17 protein-coding genes are annotated in these 14,988 nt (G+C 71.3%); 11 read left to right on the plus strand and 6 right to left on the minus strand.

Translation table 11 applies throughout. The features are described 5' to 3' along the window. Nucleotides 1-3: 3 nt before the first annotated feature. Nucleotides 4-1,596, minus strand: coding sequence for a cryptochrome/photolyase family protein (locus ACWA7K_RS19070; protein WP_456163278.1), 1,593 nt, complete (start codon nucleotides 1,594-1,596; stop codon nucleotides 4-6). Here ACWA7K_RS19070 and ACWA7K_RS19075 point away from each other — a divergent pair. The 8 genes from ACWA7K_RS19075 to ACWA7K_RS19110 are packed head-to-tail and all read left to right on the plus strand — an operon-like array spanning nucleotide 1,595 to nucleotide 7,374. Further along, a complete protein-coding gene (locus ACWA7K_RS19075; protein WP_456163280.1) occupies nucleotides 1,595-2,179 on the plus strand; it encodes a YqgE/AlgH family protein in 585 nt (194 codons plus the stop codon). The genes ACWA7K_RS19070 and ACWA7K_RS19075 overlap by 2 nt on opposite strands. Before the next feature lie 46 nt (nucleotides 2,180-2,225). After that, nucleotides 2,226-2,723 (plus strand): Holliday junction resolvase RuvX, encoded by a 498-nt coding sequence (ruvX, locus tag ACWA7K_RS19080; protein ID WP_456163282.1) that lies wholly within the window; start codon nucleotides 2,226-2,228, stop codon nucleotides 2,721-2,723. After that, nucleotides 2,720-3,232: a bifunctional pyr operon transcriptional regulator/uracil phosphoribosyltransferase PyrR gene (gene pyrR / locus ACWA7K_RS19085; protein WP_456163284.1), complete on the plus strand. Its 513-nt coding sequence runs from the start codon at nucleotides 2,720-2,722 to the stop codon at nucleotides 3,230-3,232. The genes ruvX and pyrR overlap by 4 nt, the downstream gene beginning before the upstream one ends. Further along, nucleotides 3,232-4,194 carry an aspartate carbamoyltransferase catalytic subunit gene (locus ACWA7K_RS19090; protein WP_456163286.1) on the plus strand — a complete coding sequence of 321 codons (963 nt, stop codon included), beginning with the start codon at nucleotides 3,232-3,234 and terminating at the stop codon, nucleotides 4,192-4,194. The genes pyrR and ACWA7K_RS19090 overlap by 1 nt, the downstream gene beginning before the upstream one ends. Beyond that, the gene (locus ACWA7K_RS19095; protein ID WP_456163288.1) at nucleotides 4,191-5,510 is read left to right on the plus strand and encodes a dihydroorotase; all 1,320 of its coding nucleotides are present in this window, start codon (nucleotides 4,191-4,193) and stop codon (nucleotides 5,508-5,510) included. Before ACWA7K_RS19090 ends, ACWA7K_RS19095 begins: the two co-directional genes overlap by 4 nt. 56 nt (nucleotides 5,511-5,566) lie before the next feature. Next, nucleotides 5,567-6,301 carry a lysophospholipid acyltransferase family protein gene (locus ACWA7K_RS19100; protein WP_456163290.1) on the plus strand — a complete coding sequence of 245 codons (735 nt, stop codon included), beginning with the start codon at nucleotides 5,567-5,569 and terminating at the stop codon, nucleotides 6,299-6,301. A gap of 25 nt (nucleotides 6,302-6,326) precedes the next feature. Then, nucleotides 6,327-6,650, plus strand: coding sequence for a DUF1840 domain-containing protein (locus ACWA7K_RS19105; protein ID WP_456163292.1), 324 nt, complete (start codon nucleotides 6,327-6,329; stop codon nucleotides 6,648-6,650). Nucleotides 6,651-6,654: 4 nt separating this feature from the next. After that, on the plus strand, nucleotides 6,655-7,374 hold the full coding sequence (locus ACWA7K_RS19110) for a histidine phosphatase family protein (RefSeq protein WP_456163294.1): 720 nt from the start codon (nucleotides 6,655-6,657) through the stop codon (nucleotides 7,372-7,374). A gap of 24 nt (nucleotides 7,375-7,398) precedes the next feature. On the opposite strand, the gene ruvB is transcribed toward ACWA7K_RS19110, so the two are convergent. From ruvB to ACWA7K_RS19130, 4 genes are all read right to left on the minus strand, one after another. Further along, on the minus strand, nucleotides 7,399-8,475 hold the full coding sequence (gene ruvB / locus ACWA7K_RS19115; RefSeq protein ID WP_456163296.1) for a Holliday junction branch migration DNA helicase RuvB: 1,077 nt from the start codon (nucleotides 8,473-8,475) through the stop codon (nucleotides 7,399-7,401). Between the two features lie 42 nt (nucleotides 8,476-8,517). Further along, nucleotides 8,518-9,093 carry a Holliday junction branch migration protein RuvA gene (gene ruvA / locus ACWA7K_RS19120; protein WP_456163298.1) on the minus strand — a complete coding sequence of 192 codons (576 nt, stop codon included), beginning with the start codon at nucleotides 9,091-9,093 and terminating at the stop codon, nucleotides 8,518-8,520. A gap of 67 nt (nucleotides 9,094-9,160) precedes the next feature. Next, on the minus strand, nucleotides 9,161-9,835 hold the full coding sequence (locus ACWA7K_RS19125; RefSeq protein ID WP_456163300.1) for a response regulator: 675 nt from the start codon (nucleotides 9,833-9,835) through the stop codon (nucleotides 9,161-9,163). A gap of 123 nt (nucleotides 9,836-9,958) precedes the next feature. Beyond that, nucleotides 9,959-11,956 (minus strand): ATP-binding protein, encoded by a 1,998-nt coding sequence (locus tag ACWA7K_RS19130; RefSeq protein ID WP_456163302.1) that lies wholly within the window; start codon nucleotides 11,954-11,956, stop codon nucleotides 9,959-9,961. A gap of 132 nt (nucleotides 11,957-12,088) precedes the next feature. Here ACWA7K_RS19130 and ACWA7K_RS19135 point away from each other — a divergent pair, with 132 nt between their 5' ends. Continuing rightward, nucleotides 12,089-13,174, plus strand: coding sequence for a PhoH family protein (locus ACWA7K_RS19135; protein WP_456163304.1), 1,086 nt, complete (start codon nucleotides 12,089-12,091; stop codon nucleotides 13,172-13,174). After that, nucleotides 13,171-13,650 (plus strand): rRNA maturation RNase YbeY, encoded by a 480-nt coding sequence (ybeY, locus tag ACWA7K_RS19140; protein WP_456163306.1) that lies wholly within the window; start codon nucleotides 13,171-13,173, stop codon nucleotides 13,648-13,650. Before ACWA7K_RS19135 ends, ybeY begins: the two co-directional genes overlap by 4 nt. A 25-nt stretch (nucleotides 13,651-13,675) precedes the next feature. Here ybeY and ACWA7K_RS19145 read toward each other — a convergent pair whose 3' ends face one another. Then, entirely contained in the window at nucleotides 13,676-14,614 is a 939-nt protein-coding gene (locus tag ACWA7K_RS19145) for a LysR family transcriptional regulator (RefSeq protein ID WP_456163308.1), read from the minus strand. A gap of 133 nt (nucleotides 14,615-14,747) precedes the next feature. Between ACWA7K_RS19145 and ACWA7K_RS19150 the strand changes: the two genes are divergently transcribed. Beyond that, nucleotides 14,748-14,987 carry a hypothetical protein gene (locus ACWA7K_RS19150; protein ID WP_456163310.1) on the plus strand — a complete coding sequence of 80 codons (240 nt, stop codon included), beginning with the start codon at nucleotides 14,748-14,750 and terminating at the stop codon, nucleotides 14,985-14,987. The last annotated feature ends 1 nt before the right edge of the window (nucleotide 14,988 follow it).

Raw genomic sequence — 14,988 nt, forward strand, 5'->3', positions numbered from 1 at the left:
GCCCTAGTCATCCACCGCCTTCGGCACCGGCCCCTTCTTGACCACCGCATATCGCGCCAGCGTCTGCTCGCGGGCGACCGCGTGGTCGACCAGCGGGAGCGGGTAGTCGATGCCCAGGCGCAGGCCGGAGGCGGCGAGGTCGATCGGGCGGGCCTGCCAGGGCGCGTGGATGGCCGGGGCGGGCAGCTTGGCGAGCTGGGGCAGGTAGCGGCGGATGAAGCGGCCGTCCGGGTCGAAGCGCTGGCTCTGGCTGACCGGGTTGAAGATGCGGAAATAGGGTTGCGCGTCGCAGCCGGTCGAGGCTGCCCATTGCCAGCCGCCGTTGTTGGCGGCCAGGTCGTAGTCGTTGAGCTGGCGGGCGAACCATGCTTCGCCGCGGCGCCAGTCCAGCCCCAGGTCCTTGGTCAGGAAGCTCGCGACGATCATGCGCAGCCGGTTGTGCATGTAGCCGGTCTGGTTGAGCTGGTGCATCGCGGCGTCGACGATGGGGTAGCCGGTGCGGCCTTCGCACCAGGCCTCGAACCACGCATCCGCCTCGTGCCCGTGGTGCCAGCGGATGGCGTCGTATTCGGGCTTGTAGCTGTGCGTCACGACACGCGGGTGGTGCAGCAGGATCTGGTGATAGAAGTCGCGCCAGATCAGCTCGGACAGCCAGGTCGCCGCGCCCGCCGAGCCGGCCGTCATGCGTTCGTGCGCGTGCCGGGCGAGCTGGCGGATCGACACCGTGCCGAAGCGCAGGTGGGTGCTCAGGTAGCTCGGGCCCTTGATGGCGGGGAAGTCGCGGGTCTCGTCGTAGTGGTCGATGCGTTCGAGGAAATCGAGCAGCAGCGCCGCCCCGCCCGAGGCGCCCGGGTGCAGCCGCGTGGCCATGTCGGTGGCCAGGAAGTCGAGATCGCTCAGGCGCGGCAGGCCCCGGTCCAGCGCGGCAGGGGGCGCGGCCAGTGCGCCGAGGTGGCGCTCGACCGGGTAGCTGCGCAGGTAGAACGGTTCGAGCTTGCGCAGCCAGGCGTTCTTGTAGGGCGTGAAGACACCGAACGGCGAGCCGGCCTGGGTCAGGACCTCGTCGCCCTCGAAGATCACCTGGTCCTTGTGGCTGTGCAGCGCGATGCCGGCATGGGCGAGCTCGCCGCGCACGCGGGCATCGCGCTCGATCGCGGCGGGCTCGTGGTCGCGGTTGATGTGGACCGCCTGCACGTCCAGCGCCCGCGCCAGCGCGGGGATCTCGTCGAACGGGTCGCCATGACGGACCAGCAGCCCGCCGCCGTGCTGGCGCAGCGCGGCGTCCAGTTCGGCGACGCTGTGCCAGATGAACTCGACCCGGCGGTCGGCGCGCGGCAGGGCGTCGAGGATGGTGGTGTCGAACACGAACACGCACCAGACCTTGCGGGCGCTGCGCAGCGCGTGGTGCAGCGCGGCGTGGTCGTCCAGCCGCAGGTCGCGGCGCAGCCAGACCAGCGCGGCGCCGACCGGCTCGATCGGGGCGGCGGGACGGGCGTGCGCGGGGCGGCTCCAGGGGTGGGGGAAGGCGGTCGTCACGGGGCTGGGAGGCGGGTCTTGGAAGGGCCGCAGTGTGCGTGATCGGTACAATCTGCGCATGCCCGAGGCCCGCGAAATCAACCTGACCAACCAGTTCCTGATCGCGATGCCCGGCATGGCGGACGACCAGTTCGCCGGCGCGGTGGTCTACCTCTGCGAGCACTCCGACAAGGGTGCGCTGGGCCTGGTGATCAACCGGCCGATCGACATCAAGCTGAAGAACCTGTTCGAGCGCGTCGACCTGAGCCTCGACCGCGAGGACCTGGCCGACGAGCCGGTCTACTTCGGCGGACCCGTCCAGACCGAGCGTGGCTTCGTGCTGCACGAGCCGCTCGGCGAATCCGATGCCGAGGCCTACAGCTCGACGCTGAACATCCCCGGCGGTCTGGTCATGACGACCAGCCGCGACGTGCTGGAAGCGCTGTCGCACGGCGCCGGCCCGAAGCGCGTGCTGATCACGCTGGGCTACGCCGGCTGGGGCGCAGGGCAGCTGGAGGACGAGCTGGCCCGCAATGGCTGGCTGACCGTCGCGGCCGACCCCGGCATCATCTTCGAGACCCCGGTCGAGGCGCGTTACGAACGTGCGCTCGGCCTGCTCGGCATCGACCGGCTGATGCTGTCGTCGGACGCCGGCCACGCGTGAGGGCGGCCCCGTCGATGCCGGCCCGCGCCCCACAGGAGCGTTGCCGATGAGCGTACCCGGCCCTACCCCCGCCACTTCCCACGGCAAGGCCAGCCGGCCGCTGCTGCAGTTCCTGGCCTTCGACTACGGGCGCAAGCGCACGGGCGTGGCCAGCGGCAACCGCGTGCTGGGCCAGGCCACGCCGCTGACGACCGTCGCGGCCGAGGGCGATGCCCGCTTCCCGCTGATCGCCAAGCTGATCGCGCAATGGCAGCCCGACGCGCTGGTGGTCGGCATCCCGCGCCACCCCGATGGCCGGGGCCATGACAACACCCGCTTCGCGCAACGCTTCGCGCGCCAGCTGCACGGCCGCTTCAACCTGCCGGTGTTCGAGGTCGACGAGCGCTACAGCACGACCGAGGTGCTGTCGTCGCGGCCGCGTGATGCCGATGCCGCCGCCGCCGCCGTGCTGATGCAGCAGTACTTCGATGCCTGCGAGCGCGAGGCCGCCGCAGCCGCCGCCGCGACCGCCGCCAACGATGAACCCCAGGAGCCCACCCCATGAACCTGAGCCTCGATGCCGAGGACCTCTACCTCGGCCTGCGCAACGGCGTGCGCCAGCTGCTGGCCGCCGAGGAGCGCCGCGACGCGGTGCTGGTCGGCGTCTGGTCCGGCGGCGCCTGGCTGGCCGAACGCCTGCAGCGCGACCTGGGCCTGGCGACGCCGCACGGCGTCATCTCCAGCACCCTGCACCGCGACGACTTCAGCGAGCGCGGTCTGGCCAGCGGCCATGACGCGACGCACCTGCCGTTCTCGGTCGACGGCCGGCCGATCGTGCTGATCGACGACGTGCTCTACACCGGCCGCACGATCCGCGCGGTCATCAACGAGCTGTTCGACTTCGGCCGGCCGTCCAGCGTCACGCTGGCCGTGCTGGTCGATCGGGGCGGGCGGCAACTGCCGATCGAGGCGGCGGTCGCCGCCGCCCGCGTGGCCATCCCTTCGGAGCAGAAGCTGGCGCTGGCACGCGCCGGTGACGGCTCCTTCTCGTTCAAGATCGAGGAGACGCGCTGATGCTCGCGCGCCGCAACCCCCAGCTGAACTCGCACGGCGAGCTGATCCACCTGCTGTCGATCGAAGGCCTGCCCAAGGCCGTGCTGACGCAGATCCTCGACACCGCCAGCACCTTCCTGGCGGTCAACGACCGCGAGGTCAAGAAGGTCCCGCTGCTGCGCGGCAAGAGCGTCTTCAACCTGTTCTTCGAGAACAGCACGCGCACCCGCACGACCTTCGAGATCGCCGCCAAGCGCCTGTCGGCCGACGTCATCAACCTCGACATCGCGCGCAGCAGCACGGCCAAGGGCGAGAGCCTGCTCGACACCATCGCCAACCTCAGCGCGATGCACGCCGACATGTTCGTGGTCCGCCACAGCGAGAGCGGCGCGCCCTACCTGATCGCGCAGCACTGCGCCCCGCACGTCCACGTGGTCAACGCCGGCGACGGCCGCCACGCGCACCCGACGCAGGGCCTGCTCGACATGTACACGATCCGTCATTACAAGAAGGACTTCACGCAGCTGCGCGTGGCCATCGTGGGCGACATCGTGCATTCGCGGGTGGCGCGCTCGGACATCCACGCGCTGACCACGCTGGGCGTGCCCGACATCCGCGCGGTCGGCCCGAAGACGCTGGTGCCGGGCGACCTGCGCGACATGGGCGTGCGCGTCTGCCACGACATGGAAGACGGCATCCGCGATGCCGACGTGATCATCATGCTGCGGCTGCAGAACGAGCGCATGAGCGGCGCGATGCTGCCCAGCGCCGGCGAGTACTTCAAGAGCTACGGCCTGACGCCCGCCAAGCTGGCGCTGGCCGCGCCGGACTGCATCGTGATGCACCCCGGCCCGATCAACCGCGGCGTCGAGATCGACTCGGCCGTGGCCGATGGCGCGCACAGCGTCATCCTGCCGCAGGTGACCTTCGGCATCGCCGTTCGCATGGCGGTGATGTCCATCATTGCCGGGAATGACGCATGAAGATCCTGATCAAGAACGGCCGCGTGATCGACCCGGCCAGCGGCCGTGACGAACGTGCCGACGTCGCCATCGCCGCCGGCCGCATCGTGCAGATCGGCGCGGTCAACCCGGACTTCCAGGCCGCCCGCGTGATCGACGCGCAGGGCTGCGTCGTCGCGCCCGGCGTGGTCGACCTGGCCGCGCGGCTGCGCGAACCGGGCCATGAACACGAGGGCATGCTCGAGAGTGAGCTGAACGCCGCCGCCGCCGGTGGTGTCACCAGCCTGGTCTGCCCGCCCGACACCGACCCGACGCTCGACGAGCCCGGCCTGGTCGAGATGCTGAAGTTCCGCGCCCGCAAGCTCAGCCTGTGCCGGCTGTTCCCGCTCGGCGCGTTGACGCGCGGCCTGGCCGGCACGACGCTGACCGAGATGGTCGAGCTGACGGAGGCCGGCTGCGTCGGCTTCTCGCAGGCCGAGACGGCCATCACCGACACCCTCGTGCTGCAGCGTGCGCTGATGTACGCGTCGACCCACGGCTACACCGTCTGGCTGCGGCCGCAGGACCCGTGGCTCGGCAAGGGCGTGGCCGCCAGCGGTGGCGTGGCCACGCGCATGGGCCTGGCAGGCGTGCCGGTGATGGCCGAGACCATCGCGCTGCACACGCTGTTCGAGCTGGTCCGGGTGACCGGCGCACGGGTCCACCTGTGCCGCCTGTCGAGCGCCGCCGGCGTGGCGCTGCTGCGTGCGGCCAAGGCCGAAGGGCTGCCGGTGACGGCCGACGTCAGCATCAACTCGCTGCACCTGACCGATGTCGACATCGGCTACTTCAACCCGGCCATGCGCCTGAACCCGCCGCTGCGCCAGGGCCGCGACCGCGACGCGCTGCGTGCCGGTCTGGCCGACGGCACGATCGACGCGCTGGTGTCGGACCACACGCCGGTCGAGGGCGACGCCAAGCAGGTGCCCTTCGCCGAAGCCGAACCCGGCGCGACGGGGCTGGAACTGCTGCTCAGCCTGGCGCTGAAGTGGGGCCAGGACGAGGGCCTGACGCTGGCGCAGACGCTCGCCCGTGTCACCTGCGAGCCGGTCCGGGTGCTGGGCGATGCGCTCGGTTCGCTGGTCCACACGGCCGGTCGGCTGATCGAGGGCGGCGTGGCCGACGTCTGCGTGTTCGACCCCGAGTCGACCTGGGCCGTCACGCCCGACGTGCTGCGCAGCCAGGGCAAGCACACGCCGTTCGCCTTCGCCGACACCGGCATGGCGCTGCCCGGCCGCGTGCGCGCCACGCTGGTCGCCGGCACGGTGGCCTACGAGGCCCCGCGCCGCGCCGGCTGATCCGCGCGCCCCCTTGTCCTCTCGCCCCCTCGTCCTCTCGTCGACCTGATCTTCCGATGCGACAACTGATCGGCGCGTGGCGCCTGCTGCGCACGTTCGCGCACGTCCTGCATGGCACCTGGGTGGCCTGGCGCGAGTTCGGCGCGGCCAGCGAGGCGGTCCGCTGCGCCCACATCCAGTGGTGGTCGGCCAAGCTGCTGAGGGTGCTGGGCGTGACGCTGCGGCCGATCGGCCGCTTCGAGGCCGGACCGCAGCTGGTCGTGGCCAACCACATCTCGTGGCTGGACATCGCGGCGATCCACGCGGTCTGCCCGCAGGCGCGCTTCGTCTCGAAGTCGGACGTCAAGGAATGGCCGTTGCTGGGCTGGCTGATCGGCTCGGCCGGCACGCTGTTCATCGAACGCGCCAGCAAGCGCGACGCGCTGCGGGTGGTCCACCAGATGGCCGCCGCGCTGCAGGCCGGCGACACCGTGGCGGTCTTCCCCGAAGGCACGACCGGCACCGGCCACACGCTGCTGCCCTTCCATGCCAACTTGCTGCAGGCCGTGCTGCCGGGCACCACGCCGGTCCAGCCGGTGGTGCTGCGGTATGCCGAACCCGGCCATGCCGTCAGCCCGGCGGTCGCCTTCGTCGGCGACACCACGCTGGTGGCCAGCATCTGGTCGGTGGTCTGCGCCCGTGGCCTGACCGTCGACGTCGAGGTGCTGCCGCGCCAGCCGAGCGAGGGTCTGGACCGGCGCGCGGTCTCGGCGCTCGTCAGCGAGCAGATCGCCGCGAAACTGGCCCGCTGAAGCCGGGCGGGAACACAATCAGCCCATGCTCTACAAGTTCAAGTCCAAGGCCGCCAGCGACCTGATCATGACCGCGCCGGTGGGTGACCGCCTGCTGCGCCTGATGGGCCGCGAGCCCGCGCCGACCGGCATCTTCGAGGTCGCCGACATGCCCGCGCTGATGGCCGCGCTGGAAGCGGCCATCGTCACCGAGGAGGCCGCCCAGCGCGCCGCCGAGGAAATCGCCGAGGCCGAGGGCCGCACGCCGCCGCGCCGCGCCGAAGTGGGTCTGCGCCAGCGCGCCTGGCCGCTGGTGGAGATGATGAAGCGCTCGCAGTTGGCCGACGTGCCGATCGTCTGGGGCGTCTGAGCCGATGGGTCACACGCAGATCACGCGGGTCATCGCGATCCGCCACGGCGAGACCGCCTGGAACCGCGACCACCGCATCCAGGGCTTCCTCGACATCCCCCTGAATGACGCCGGCCTGGCGCAGGCGCAGCGGCTGGCCGAGGCGCTGGCCGACGAGTCGATCGACGCTGTCTACAGCTCCGACCTGCAACGTGCCCACGCCACCGCCGTGCCGCTGGCGCGCCAGCGTGGCCTTGAGGTGCTGACCGACACGGGCTTGCGCGAACGCTGCTTCGGCAACTTCGAGGGCCGCAGCTTTGCCGAGCTGGAGGCGCTCTACCCGGACGAGACGCTGCGCTGGCGCCGCCGTGATCCGGACTTCGGTCCGGTCGGGGGCGAGCGGCTGGTCGACTTCAACGAGCGCTGCATCGCCGCCATCGCCCGGCTGGCCGAGCGCCATCGCGGCGGCTGCATCGCAGTCGTCAGCCACGGCGGGGTGATGGACTGCCTCTACCGCGCCGCCACCCGCGTCAGCCTGGACGCGCCGCGCACCTGGACGGTCGCCAACGCCAGCATCAACCGCGTGCTGCACACGCCCGACGGCTTCACGCTGGTCGGCTGGGGCGACACCGGCCACCTGGACGGCACCGAACACGCGGCGCTCGACAGCCTGAGCAGCCGCCACGCGCTGACGACGGCCGCGCTGGACGAAGGCAGCGACGGCGGCCGCACGACGCCGGCCTGACCAGCCCTCGAATCAGCCCTCGAATCAGCCCTCGAACAGGTCGGCCGCCGCCGAACCCGCACCGCGCGGCGGCGTGACGCCCAGGTGCCGGTAGGCCGCCACCGTCGCGATGCGACCGCGTGGCGTGCGCTGCAGGTAGCCCTGCTGGATCAGGTAGGGCTCGATGACGTCCTCGATCGTGCCGGCGTCCTCGCCGATCGCGGCGGCGACGTTGTCCAGCCCGACCGGACCGCCGTCGAAGCGGTGCACCACCGCTTCCAGAAGCTTGCGGTCCATCACGTCGAAGCCCTTCGGGTCGACGTCCAGCATGGTCAGCGCCAGGTCGGCGATGGCCTTGACGATGCGGCCGTCGGCCTTGACCTCGGCGTAGTCGCGCACCCGGCGCAGCAGCCGGTTGGCGATGCGGGGCGTGCCGCGCGAGCGCCGCGCGATCTCGAGCGCGCCCTCGGGGTCGATCGGCGCGTTCAGCAGGCTGGCCGAGCGCGTGACGATGCGGGTCAGCTCCTCGGCCGTGTAGAACTCCAGCCGCGCGACGATGCCGAAGCGGTCGCGCAGCGGGTTGGTCAACATGCCGGCTCGGGTCGTCGCGCCGACCAGCGTGAAGGGCTGCAGGTCCAGCTTGATGCTGCGGGCGGCCGGGCCCTCGCCGATCATGATGTCGATCTGGTAGTCCTCCAGCGCCGGGTAGAGGATCTCCTCGACGACCGGCGACAGCCGGTGGATCTCGTCGATGAAGAGCACGTCGTTGCGCTCGAGGTTGGTCAGGATCGCGGCCAGGTCCTTGGGCTTCTCCAGCACCGGGCCGCTGGTCTGGCGCAGGTTGACGCCCAGCTCGGCTGCGACGATGTGGCTCAGCGTGGTCTTGCCCAGGCCGGGCGGGCCGAACAGCAGCACGTGGTCGAGCGCCTCGCCACGCTTGCGGGCCGCGCCGATGAAGATCTCCAGCTGCTCGCGGGCCTTGGCCTGGCCGATGTACTCGTCGAGCAGCTTCGGGCGCAGCGCGCGTTCGAGCGCGTCCTCATGCGGCGAGGCCGGCACGGCGCTGACGATGCGCCGGTCGGGCGGCGGCGCGCTGGCGAAGGAATCGGTCTGGATGGCCATGGCCGATTATCGGGACCGGCCGCAGCGCAGCGGCCCCCGGCTTCAGCGGGCCAGCGCCTTCAGCGCCAGCTTGATGCCGTCGCTCACGCCCACGTCGGCCGGCAGCGGCTTGATGGCCAGCGCGGCTTCCTTCTCGTTGTAGCCCAGGGCGATCAGGGCCTGGACGATGTCGCCCTGGTTGTCGCTGACGATGGCCGCGCCGGGCAGGCCCAGGTCGGCGCCGAGCTTGCCCTTGAGTTCGAGCAGCAGCCGCTCGGCCGTCTTCTTGCCGATGCCCGGCACCTTGACCAGCCGGCCGGCCTCCTGGCGCGTCACCGCCTGCGACAGCTCGGCCACGCTCAGGCCCGACAGGATCGACAGCGCGGTGCGCGCGCCGATGCCGGCGATCTTGATCAGCAGACGGAAGGTGGCGCGTTCCTCGGCGGTGAGGAAGCCGAACAGCAGCTGGGCGTCCTCGCGCACGACGAAGTGGGTCAGCAGCGTGACGCGCTCGCCCAGCGCGGGCAGGTTGTAGAACGTGCTCATCGGCACGTCGACCTCGTAGCCGACGCCTTGCACGTCGACCAGGATCTGCGGGGGGGATTTTTCGGCGAGCTGGCCGACGAGGCGTCCGATCATGGGCGCGGATCATAGGCGGGGCGGTCGGGCCGCCCTGGCTGGCCCGGCGCCTTGCCGCCGCGATCGATCAGCGCCGGAACAGCCCCAGCCGCTGCGCTTCCAAGGCCGCCTCGGCGCGCGAGCTCACGTTGAGCTTGCGGTAGATCTGCTTGACGTAGTCGGCGATGGTGTGGCGCGACAGGCCCAGCTGCGTGCCGATCTCCGGCAGCGTGAAGCCCTTGGCGACGCGCAGCAGCACCTCGCGCTCGCGTTCGGTCAGCTGCACGTTGGGCATCAGCTGGTCGCTCGACGCCGCCGGCTGCTGCGCCATCGGCCGGCTGGCCTGGGCCGAGAAGTAGGAAATCATGCGCCGCGCGATCGACGGCGACAGCGGCGGCTCGCCCTGGCTGATGCGCTGCAGGTGTTCCATCAGCTGCTCGCGCGGCTGTTCCTTCAGCAGATAGCCGTAGGCGCCGGCCTGCAGCGCGGGGAACAGGTGATCGTCGTCGTCGTGGATCGTCACGACCACCGACTGCGCATCGGGCTGCTGGTCGCGCAGCGCCTGCACCACCTTGACGCCCGAGCCGTCGGGCAGGCCGAGGTCGATCATCGCCAGGTCGAAACGGTGGGCGCCGACCTGCTGCAGCGCGTCGGCGATGCGGGCCGACTCGATGACGGTCGAGCCGGGGAAGACCTGCAGCACCAGCGCACGCAGGTAGGCGCGGATCTCGGGCAGGTCTTCAAGCAGCAGGATCTGTTTCATGGGCTCTCCGCCGGCGAGGCAAGGGGCATACGGTCGCGAATTCGAGTGTCACCCAGTATCGATGCCCGATGACGGCGCTGTCGCGTCAGGGTGACGTCCGGCGCGTGCAATCGGTTGTTTGCATCACAACGGCAGGGTCAGGCGGATCGTCGTGCCATACCCGGGCCCCGATTCGACCAGGCACTGGCCCTGCAGCTGCTTGGCGCGGCCCTTCATCGTCGACATGCCGTGGCCGCGGTCGAGCTTGCCGTCCAGCTCGGTCGGGATGCCCTTGCCGTTGTCCGCGATGGTCAGCTCGAAGTCGTTGTGGTCCTGCCGGATCGTGATCTCGCAGCGCGTCGCGCGGCTGTGCTTGAGCACGTTGCTGACGGCCTCGCGCAGGATCCGCGTGGTCTGCACGTAGGCCCGCGCGCTCATGGCGCGTTCGCTCATCAGCAGCTCGTCCGAGGCGTTCCAGACCAGTTCGACGCCGCCGTGCGAGAAGCGCGTCATCAGCTCGCTGCGCCAGTCGCCGATCGCGTCGCCGATCTGCATCGCCCGGCCGGTCAGGCCGCGCACCGACAGGCGCATCTCCTCCAGCGCCTCGCGCGCCAGCGTCGAGATGCGGTCGTTGTCGGCCGTGTGGACGATGGTCAGCAGCTTGGCGCCGAGGTCGTCGTGCAGGTCGGCGGCGATGCGCTTGCGTTCCTTGGCGGTGACCTGCTCGACCCGCAGCTCGGCCATCTGGCCGTAGTTCTGCTCCATGTCGACGGTCGCCTGCAGCAGCCGGCGTTCGGCCTGCACGCGGCCCTGTTCGGCCGCCGCGATCGCGCCCTGGAAGAGCTGGTGCATGCGCCCGACCATGCCGGCGAACATCACCAGCAGCGCGACGCTGATTGCGTGCTTGCCCGGCAGCAGCACCGCGCCCGGGCGCAGCAGCAGCTCGCTGGCCAGCGTCACCGCGAAGGCGGCCAGCGCGACCGCGCCGATCCAGAAGTCGTTGCGCGAGTAGCGCCAGGCGCGGTGCAGGAACACGCCGCCGACGCCGATGACCTCCAGCACCAGGATCGTGGTCCACGGCAGCGCGACGCTGTGGATGCGGTCCGGCGCGGCCAGGGCCAGGCTGGCCGGCACGACGATGCACTGCAGCGCCAGCGCCACCTCCAGCCAGACCACCCGCAGGCCGCAGTAGCGCAACAGGTAGAGCATCGCGGCCAGCGCCACCGGCGGCGCGAAGGCGGCGATCAGCAGCTCCGTCCAGACGCCCGGCAGCGGCAGCGCCGCGCCGGTCAGCAGGGCGGTCACCAGCGCCCAGCCCAGCGAGGCGGCGCCGAAGTAGCCGAAGTAGGGCAGCTGGCTGGACGCCCGCAGCAGCAGCGCGGCCAGGCCGACGACGGCGGCGACCGTCGCCAGCGCGTGGGTCGCCCCCAGGTTGAAGGCCAGCGTCTGGCGGTGCAGCGGGTCGAGCGCCGCGTGCGGGCCGATGCGCACCGGCGCAAGCTGCGCGGCGCGGTCACGCGCGGCCACCTGGGTCAGCGCCTGGCCGGACACGCGCACGTCCAGCCGGTTCGCGTCGGCCTTCATCAGGCTGGGCGGCAGCGGCGTCAGCGCCGGTTCGTAGCAGTCGCCCGGATGCGGGTCGGCGAGGTTGCCGCGGGCGTCGATCAGCTGGCCGTTCAGGCGCACCTCGAAGGCCGCGCAGACCTGCGGCAGGTAGGCCGCCAGCAGGGCGTCCGCGCCAAGGCGGGGTGAACGCGGGGCGGCGAAGGTCAGGCGGTACTCGTGTATGCCGCTCTCGTCGCGGGCCGGCCGTTCACGCACGTGGGGCAGGGTGACCGCGCGGGTGTCGGTCTCGATCGGCTTGCCATCGGTGCCGATGCGCACGACGGTGGCCTGGGTCAGCAGGACGCTGCCGGCCGTGCTGCCGCTGTTGGCGACCTCCAGGCTCCACAGCGCGACCAGCACCAGGGCCGTCAGCAGCAGGCCCCAGCGGGCCGGGTGCAGCGCGCGGGCGACGCCCCGCACGCCGTTGCCCAGGCGCGTGGCCAGGTCGGGACGCGGCGCTGGGCCGGGCGCCGCCGAGGGTTCGGAAGCGGGCGCATCGGGCGGCGCCATGACGACGGTCTCGGCAGCAGGATTCACGGACAGGGCGACGTTGACGGAACGATGGGGGGTGTTTCGGCGGGCAGCGCCGGATTCTGTAGGCGAGCATCGCCGACCGTGTCGGCGCGACAATCAGGTTTCCGGGCCCAGCCCGAAAGATGCACGCTTGCCTTGATCCTGCGCCACGCCTTCATCCCCCCCGACAACCGCCGACTGGCACACGTCTGCGGTTCGCTCGACCAGAACCTGCGCACCATCGAGGCGGCCCTCGAGGTCAGCATCCAGCGCCGCAACGAGTCGTTCCGGATCGACGGCCCGAAGCGAGGCGCCGAACGCGCGGTCGCGCTGCTGCAGCAGCTCTACGACCAGGCCAGCGTGCCGATCGAGCCGGCGCGGCTGCAGCTGGAGCTGATCCAGGTGATGCAGGCGCCGGGTGCCGCACCCGCCACCGCGATGCCCGAGCGGCTCGACGGGCTGGACGCCGTCGGCGCCCTCGACCGGCCGGCCGACGAGATCGTGCTGCGCACCCGCCGCAGCGATCTGGTCGGGCGGACCGTCAACCAGGTCGACTACCTGCGCAACATCCTCGGCCACGACATCACCTTCGGCATCGGCCCGGCCGGCACCGGCAAGACCTTCCTGGCGGTGGCCTGTGCGGTCGATGCGCTCGAACGCAACCAGGTCCAGCGCATCGTGCTGACGCGCCCGGCGGTCGAGGCCGGCGAACGGCTCGGCTTCCTGCCCGGCGACCTGGCGCAGAAGGTCGATCCCTACCTGCGCCCGCTCTACGACGCGCTCTACGACCTGATGGGGCTGGAGCGGGTCGGCAAAGCCTTCGAGAAGGGCCTGATCGAGATCGCGCCGCTGGCCTTCATGCGCGGGCGCACGCTGAACCACGCCTTCGTGATCCTCGACGAGGCCCAGAACACCACGCCCGAGCAGATGAAGATGTTCCTGACCCGCATCGGCTTCGGCAGCCGCGCGGTCGTCACCGGCGACATCAGCCAGATCGACCTGCCCAAGGGCAGCAAGAGCGGCCTGGTCGATGCCGCCCAGGTGCTGCGCCGGGTGCGCGGCATCGCCCACACCCGCTTCACCTCCGCCGACGTGGTGCGCCACCCGCTGGTCGCCCGCATCGTCGAGGCTTACGACGCCGTGCCCGACTCGGCCCGCCGGCTGGCCGAGGCCGAAGCCGAGGCGGCGCTCGATGCCGCCGCCCGTCCTTCCCGCCCCTCACGACCCGGAGCCCGAGAGTGAGCGCCCAACCCCCAGGCCGAAACCCGCGCCGCCCGGCCGCGCCCGGGCTGTCGCTGTCGCTGCAGTTCGCCGACCCGCGCCACCGCGCCGAGCTCAAGCGCCATCTGGTGCAACGCTGGATCCGCGCCGCGCTGGAGGCGCCGGGCGAGATCACCGTCCGCATCGTCGATGCCGACGAGGGCCTGGCGCTGAACACCGAGTACCGCGACAAGGCCTACGCCACCAACGTGCTGACCTTCGACTACGCCCAGGAACCGGTGGTCTGCGCCGACCTCGTGCTGTGCGCGCCGGTGGTCGAGTCCGAGGCCGCCGCCGCCGGCAAGCCGCTGCTGGCGCACTACGCCCACCTGCTGGTCCACGGCACCCTGCACGCGCAGGGCTACGACCACGAGGACGACGAGGCCGAGGCCGAGCACATGGAAGCGCGCGAGCGCGAGGTGCTGGCCGCCCTCGGCTTTCCCGATCCGTACGCCTGACGCCTGACCTGGCCGGCGCGGCCGCTCAGGTCGGCGCCTCCTGCGCCACCACCGCGCGGATCTGCTCGCGCAGCCACTGCTGCGCCGGATGCCGGTCCAGCCGGCGATGCCACAGCATGTGGACATGCAGGGCGGCCAACGGCAGCGGCAGCGGTCGCACCACCAGCTCGCCATGCGAGCCGGTCACCGGCAGGAAGGCCTTGGGCAGCACCGTCAGCAGGTCGGTCACGGCCACCACCCGGCCGGCGGTGAAGAACTGGTTGACCGTCAGCACCAGCCGGCGCTGGCGCTGCACGGCGGCCAGCGCCTCGTCGATCAGCCCCTGGCCGCGGCCCGAGAAGCTCACCAGCAGGTGTTGCGCGTCGCAGTAGTTGTCCAGCGTCAGCTCGACCTCGGCCAGCGGATGGCCGCGCCGCATCACGCAGACGTATTCGCTCAGGTAAAGCTCGCTGTGCAGGATCGGCGCCTGAATGCCCAGGCCCGACTGGCGCGCGACGACCTCCGGGAAGTGGCCGATCGCGATGTCGGCCTCACCCTGTTCGAGCAGACCGCTCGGGTCGCGCGTGGACAGTGGCTGGACCCGCAGCCCGGCCCGCGCCTGGCCGTCCTGCAGCTGGCGCAGCAGCGGCGGCAGGATCAGCGCGGCGGTCGCGTCGGCCATCGCCAGCAGGAAGTCGTGGTCCTGCTCCTGCGGGTCGTAGTGGCTCGGATCCAGGTTCTCGCGCAGCAGCGTCAGCGCCTGCTGCACGCTCGGCCACAGCGCCTCGGCCCTGGCGGTCGGCTTGACGCCGTAGGCGCTGCGCGTGAACAGCGTCTCGCCGACGCTGTCACGCAAGCGCCGCAGCGCGTTGCTGACCGCCGGCTGCGTCATCGCCAACTGCTCGGCGGCGCGCGTCAGGTTGCGTTCGGCCATCACCGTGTCGAACACGCGCAGCAGGTTCAGGTCGAGCGTGCGGAAGTTCATGCCGGTCTCCGGGGAGTCGCCAGATCATATGTCTTGTGAATGATGGGGATTCACAAATGCTCCTTGGCGCATAACAAGGGTTTACCCTAGACTGCGAAGCACTGGGGTAAACCCTAGATCCAAGGAGTTAGACATGACCGTGACCACCATGACCTTCCAGCACGTGACCGCCTTCGACGCCCTGATGGCGCAAGCCGGCGCCGTGGTCGGCAACGCCCTGCGTTCGGTGGCGACCCTGTTCGCGACCGACCGCGCCGAGCCGCGATCGGCCGAGGAGCTGCTCGAGTGGGCGCTCCAGTACGAAGACACCCAGCCTTCCTACGCCGCTGACCTGCGCGCCGCCGCTCAGCGCCACATCGACCGCAACGGCTGAG

It is taken from the genome of Leptothrix mechoopdaensis (SeqCode) (genome assembly GCF_053893855.1).

Excerpts from the sequence above, each read along its gene's own strand:
- ACWA7K_RS19075 (WP_456163280.1), top strand. The coding sequence starts at position 1,595 with ATGCCCGAGGCCCGCGAAATCAACCTGACCAACCAGTTCCTGATCGCG.
- ACWA7K_RS19070 (WP_456163278.1), bottom strand. The coding sequence starts at position 1,596 with ATGCGCAGATTGTACCGATCACGCACACTGCGGCCCTTCCAAGACCCG.
- ruvX (WP_456163282.1), top strand. The coding sequence starts at position 2,226 with ATGAGCGTACCCGGCCCTACCCCCGCCACTTCCCACGGCAAGGCCAGC.
- pyrR (WP_456163284.1), top strand. The coding sequence starts at position 2,720 with ATGAACCTGAGCCTCGATGCCGAGGACCTCTACCTCGGCCTGCGCAAC.
- ACWA7K_RS19090 (WP_456163286.1), top strand. The coding sequence starts at position 3,232 with ATGCTCGCGCGCCGCAACCCCCAGCTGAACTCGCACGGCGAGCTGATC.
- ACWA7K_RS19095 (WP_456163288.1), top strand. The coding sequence starts at position 4,191 with ATGAAGATCCTGATCAAGAACGGCCGCGTGATCGACCCGGCCAGCGGC.
- ACWA7K_RS19100 (WP_456163290.1), top strand. The coding sequence starts at position 5,567 with ATGCGACAACTGATCGGCGCGTGGCGCCTGCTGCGCACGTTCGCGCAC.
- ACWA7K_RS19105 (WP_456163292.1), top strand. The coding sequence starts at position 6,327 with ATGCTCTACAAGTTCAAGTCCAAGGCCGCCAGCGACCTGATCATGACC.
- ACWA7K_RS19110 (WP_456163294.1), top strand. The coding sequence starts at position 6,655 with ATGGGTCACACGCAGATCACGCGGGTCATCGCGATCCGCCACGGCGAG.
- ruvB (WP_456163296.1), bottom strand. The coding sequence starts at position 8,475 with ATGGCCATCCAGACCGATTCCTTCGCCAGCGCGCCGCCGCCCGACCGG.
- ruvA (WP_456163298.1), bottom strand. The coding sequence starts at position 9,093 with ATGATCGGACGCCTCGTCGGCCAGCTCGCCGAAAAATCCCCCCCGCAG.
- ACWA7K_RS19125 (WP_456163300.1), bottom strand. The coding sequence starts at position 9,835 with ATGAAACAGATCCTGCTGCTTGAAGACCTGCCCGAGATCCGCGCCTAC.
- ACWA7K_RS19145 (WP_456163308.1), bottom strand. The coding sequence starts at position 14,614 with ATGAACTTCCGCACGCTCGACCTGAACCTGCTGCGCGTGTTCGACACG.
- ACWA7K_RS19150 (WP_456163310.1), top strand. The coding sequence starts at position 14,748 with ATGACCGTGACCACCATGACCTTCCAGCACGTGACCGCCTTCGACGCC.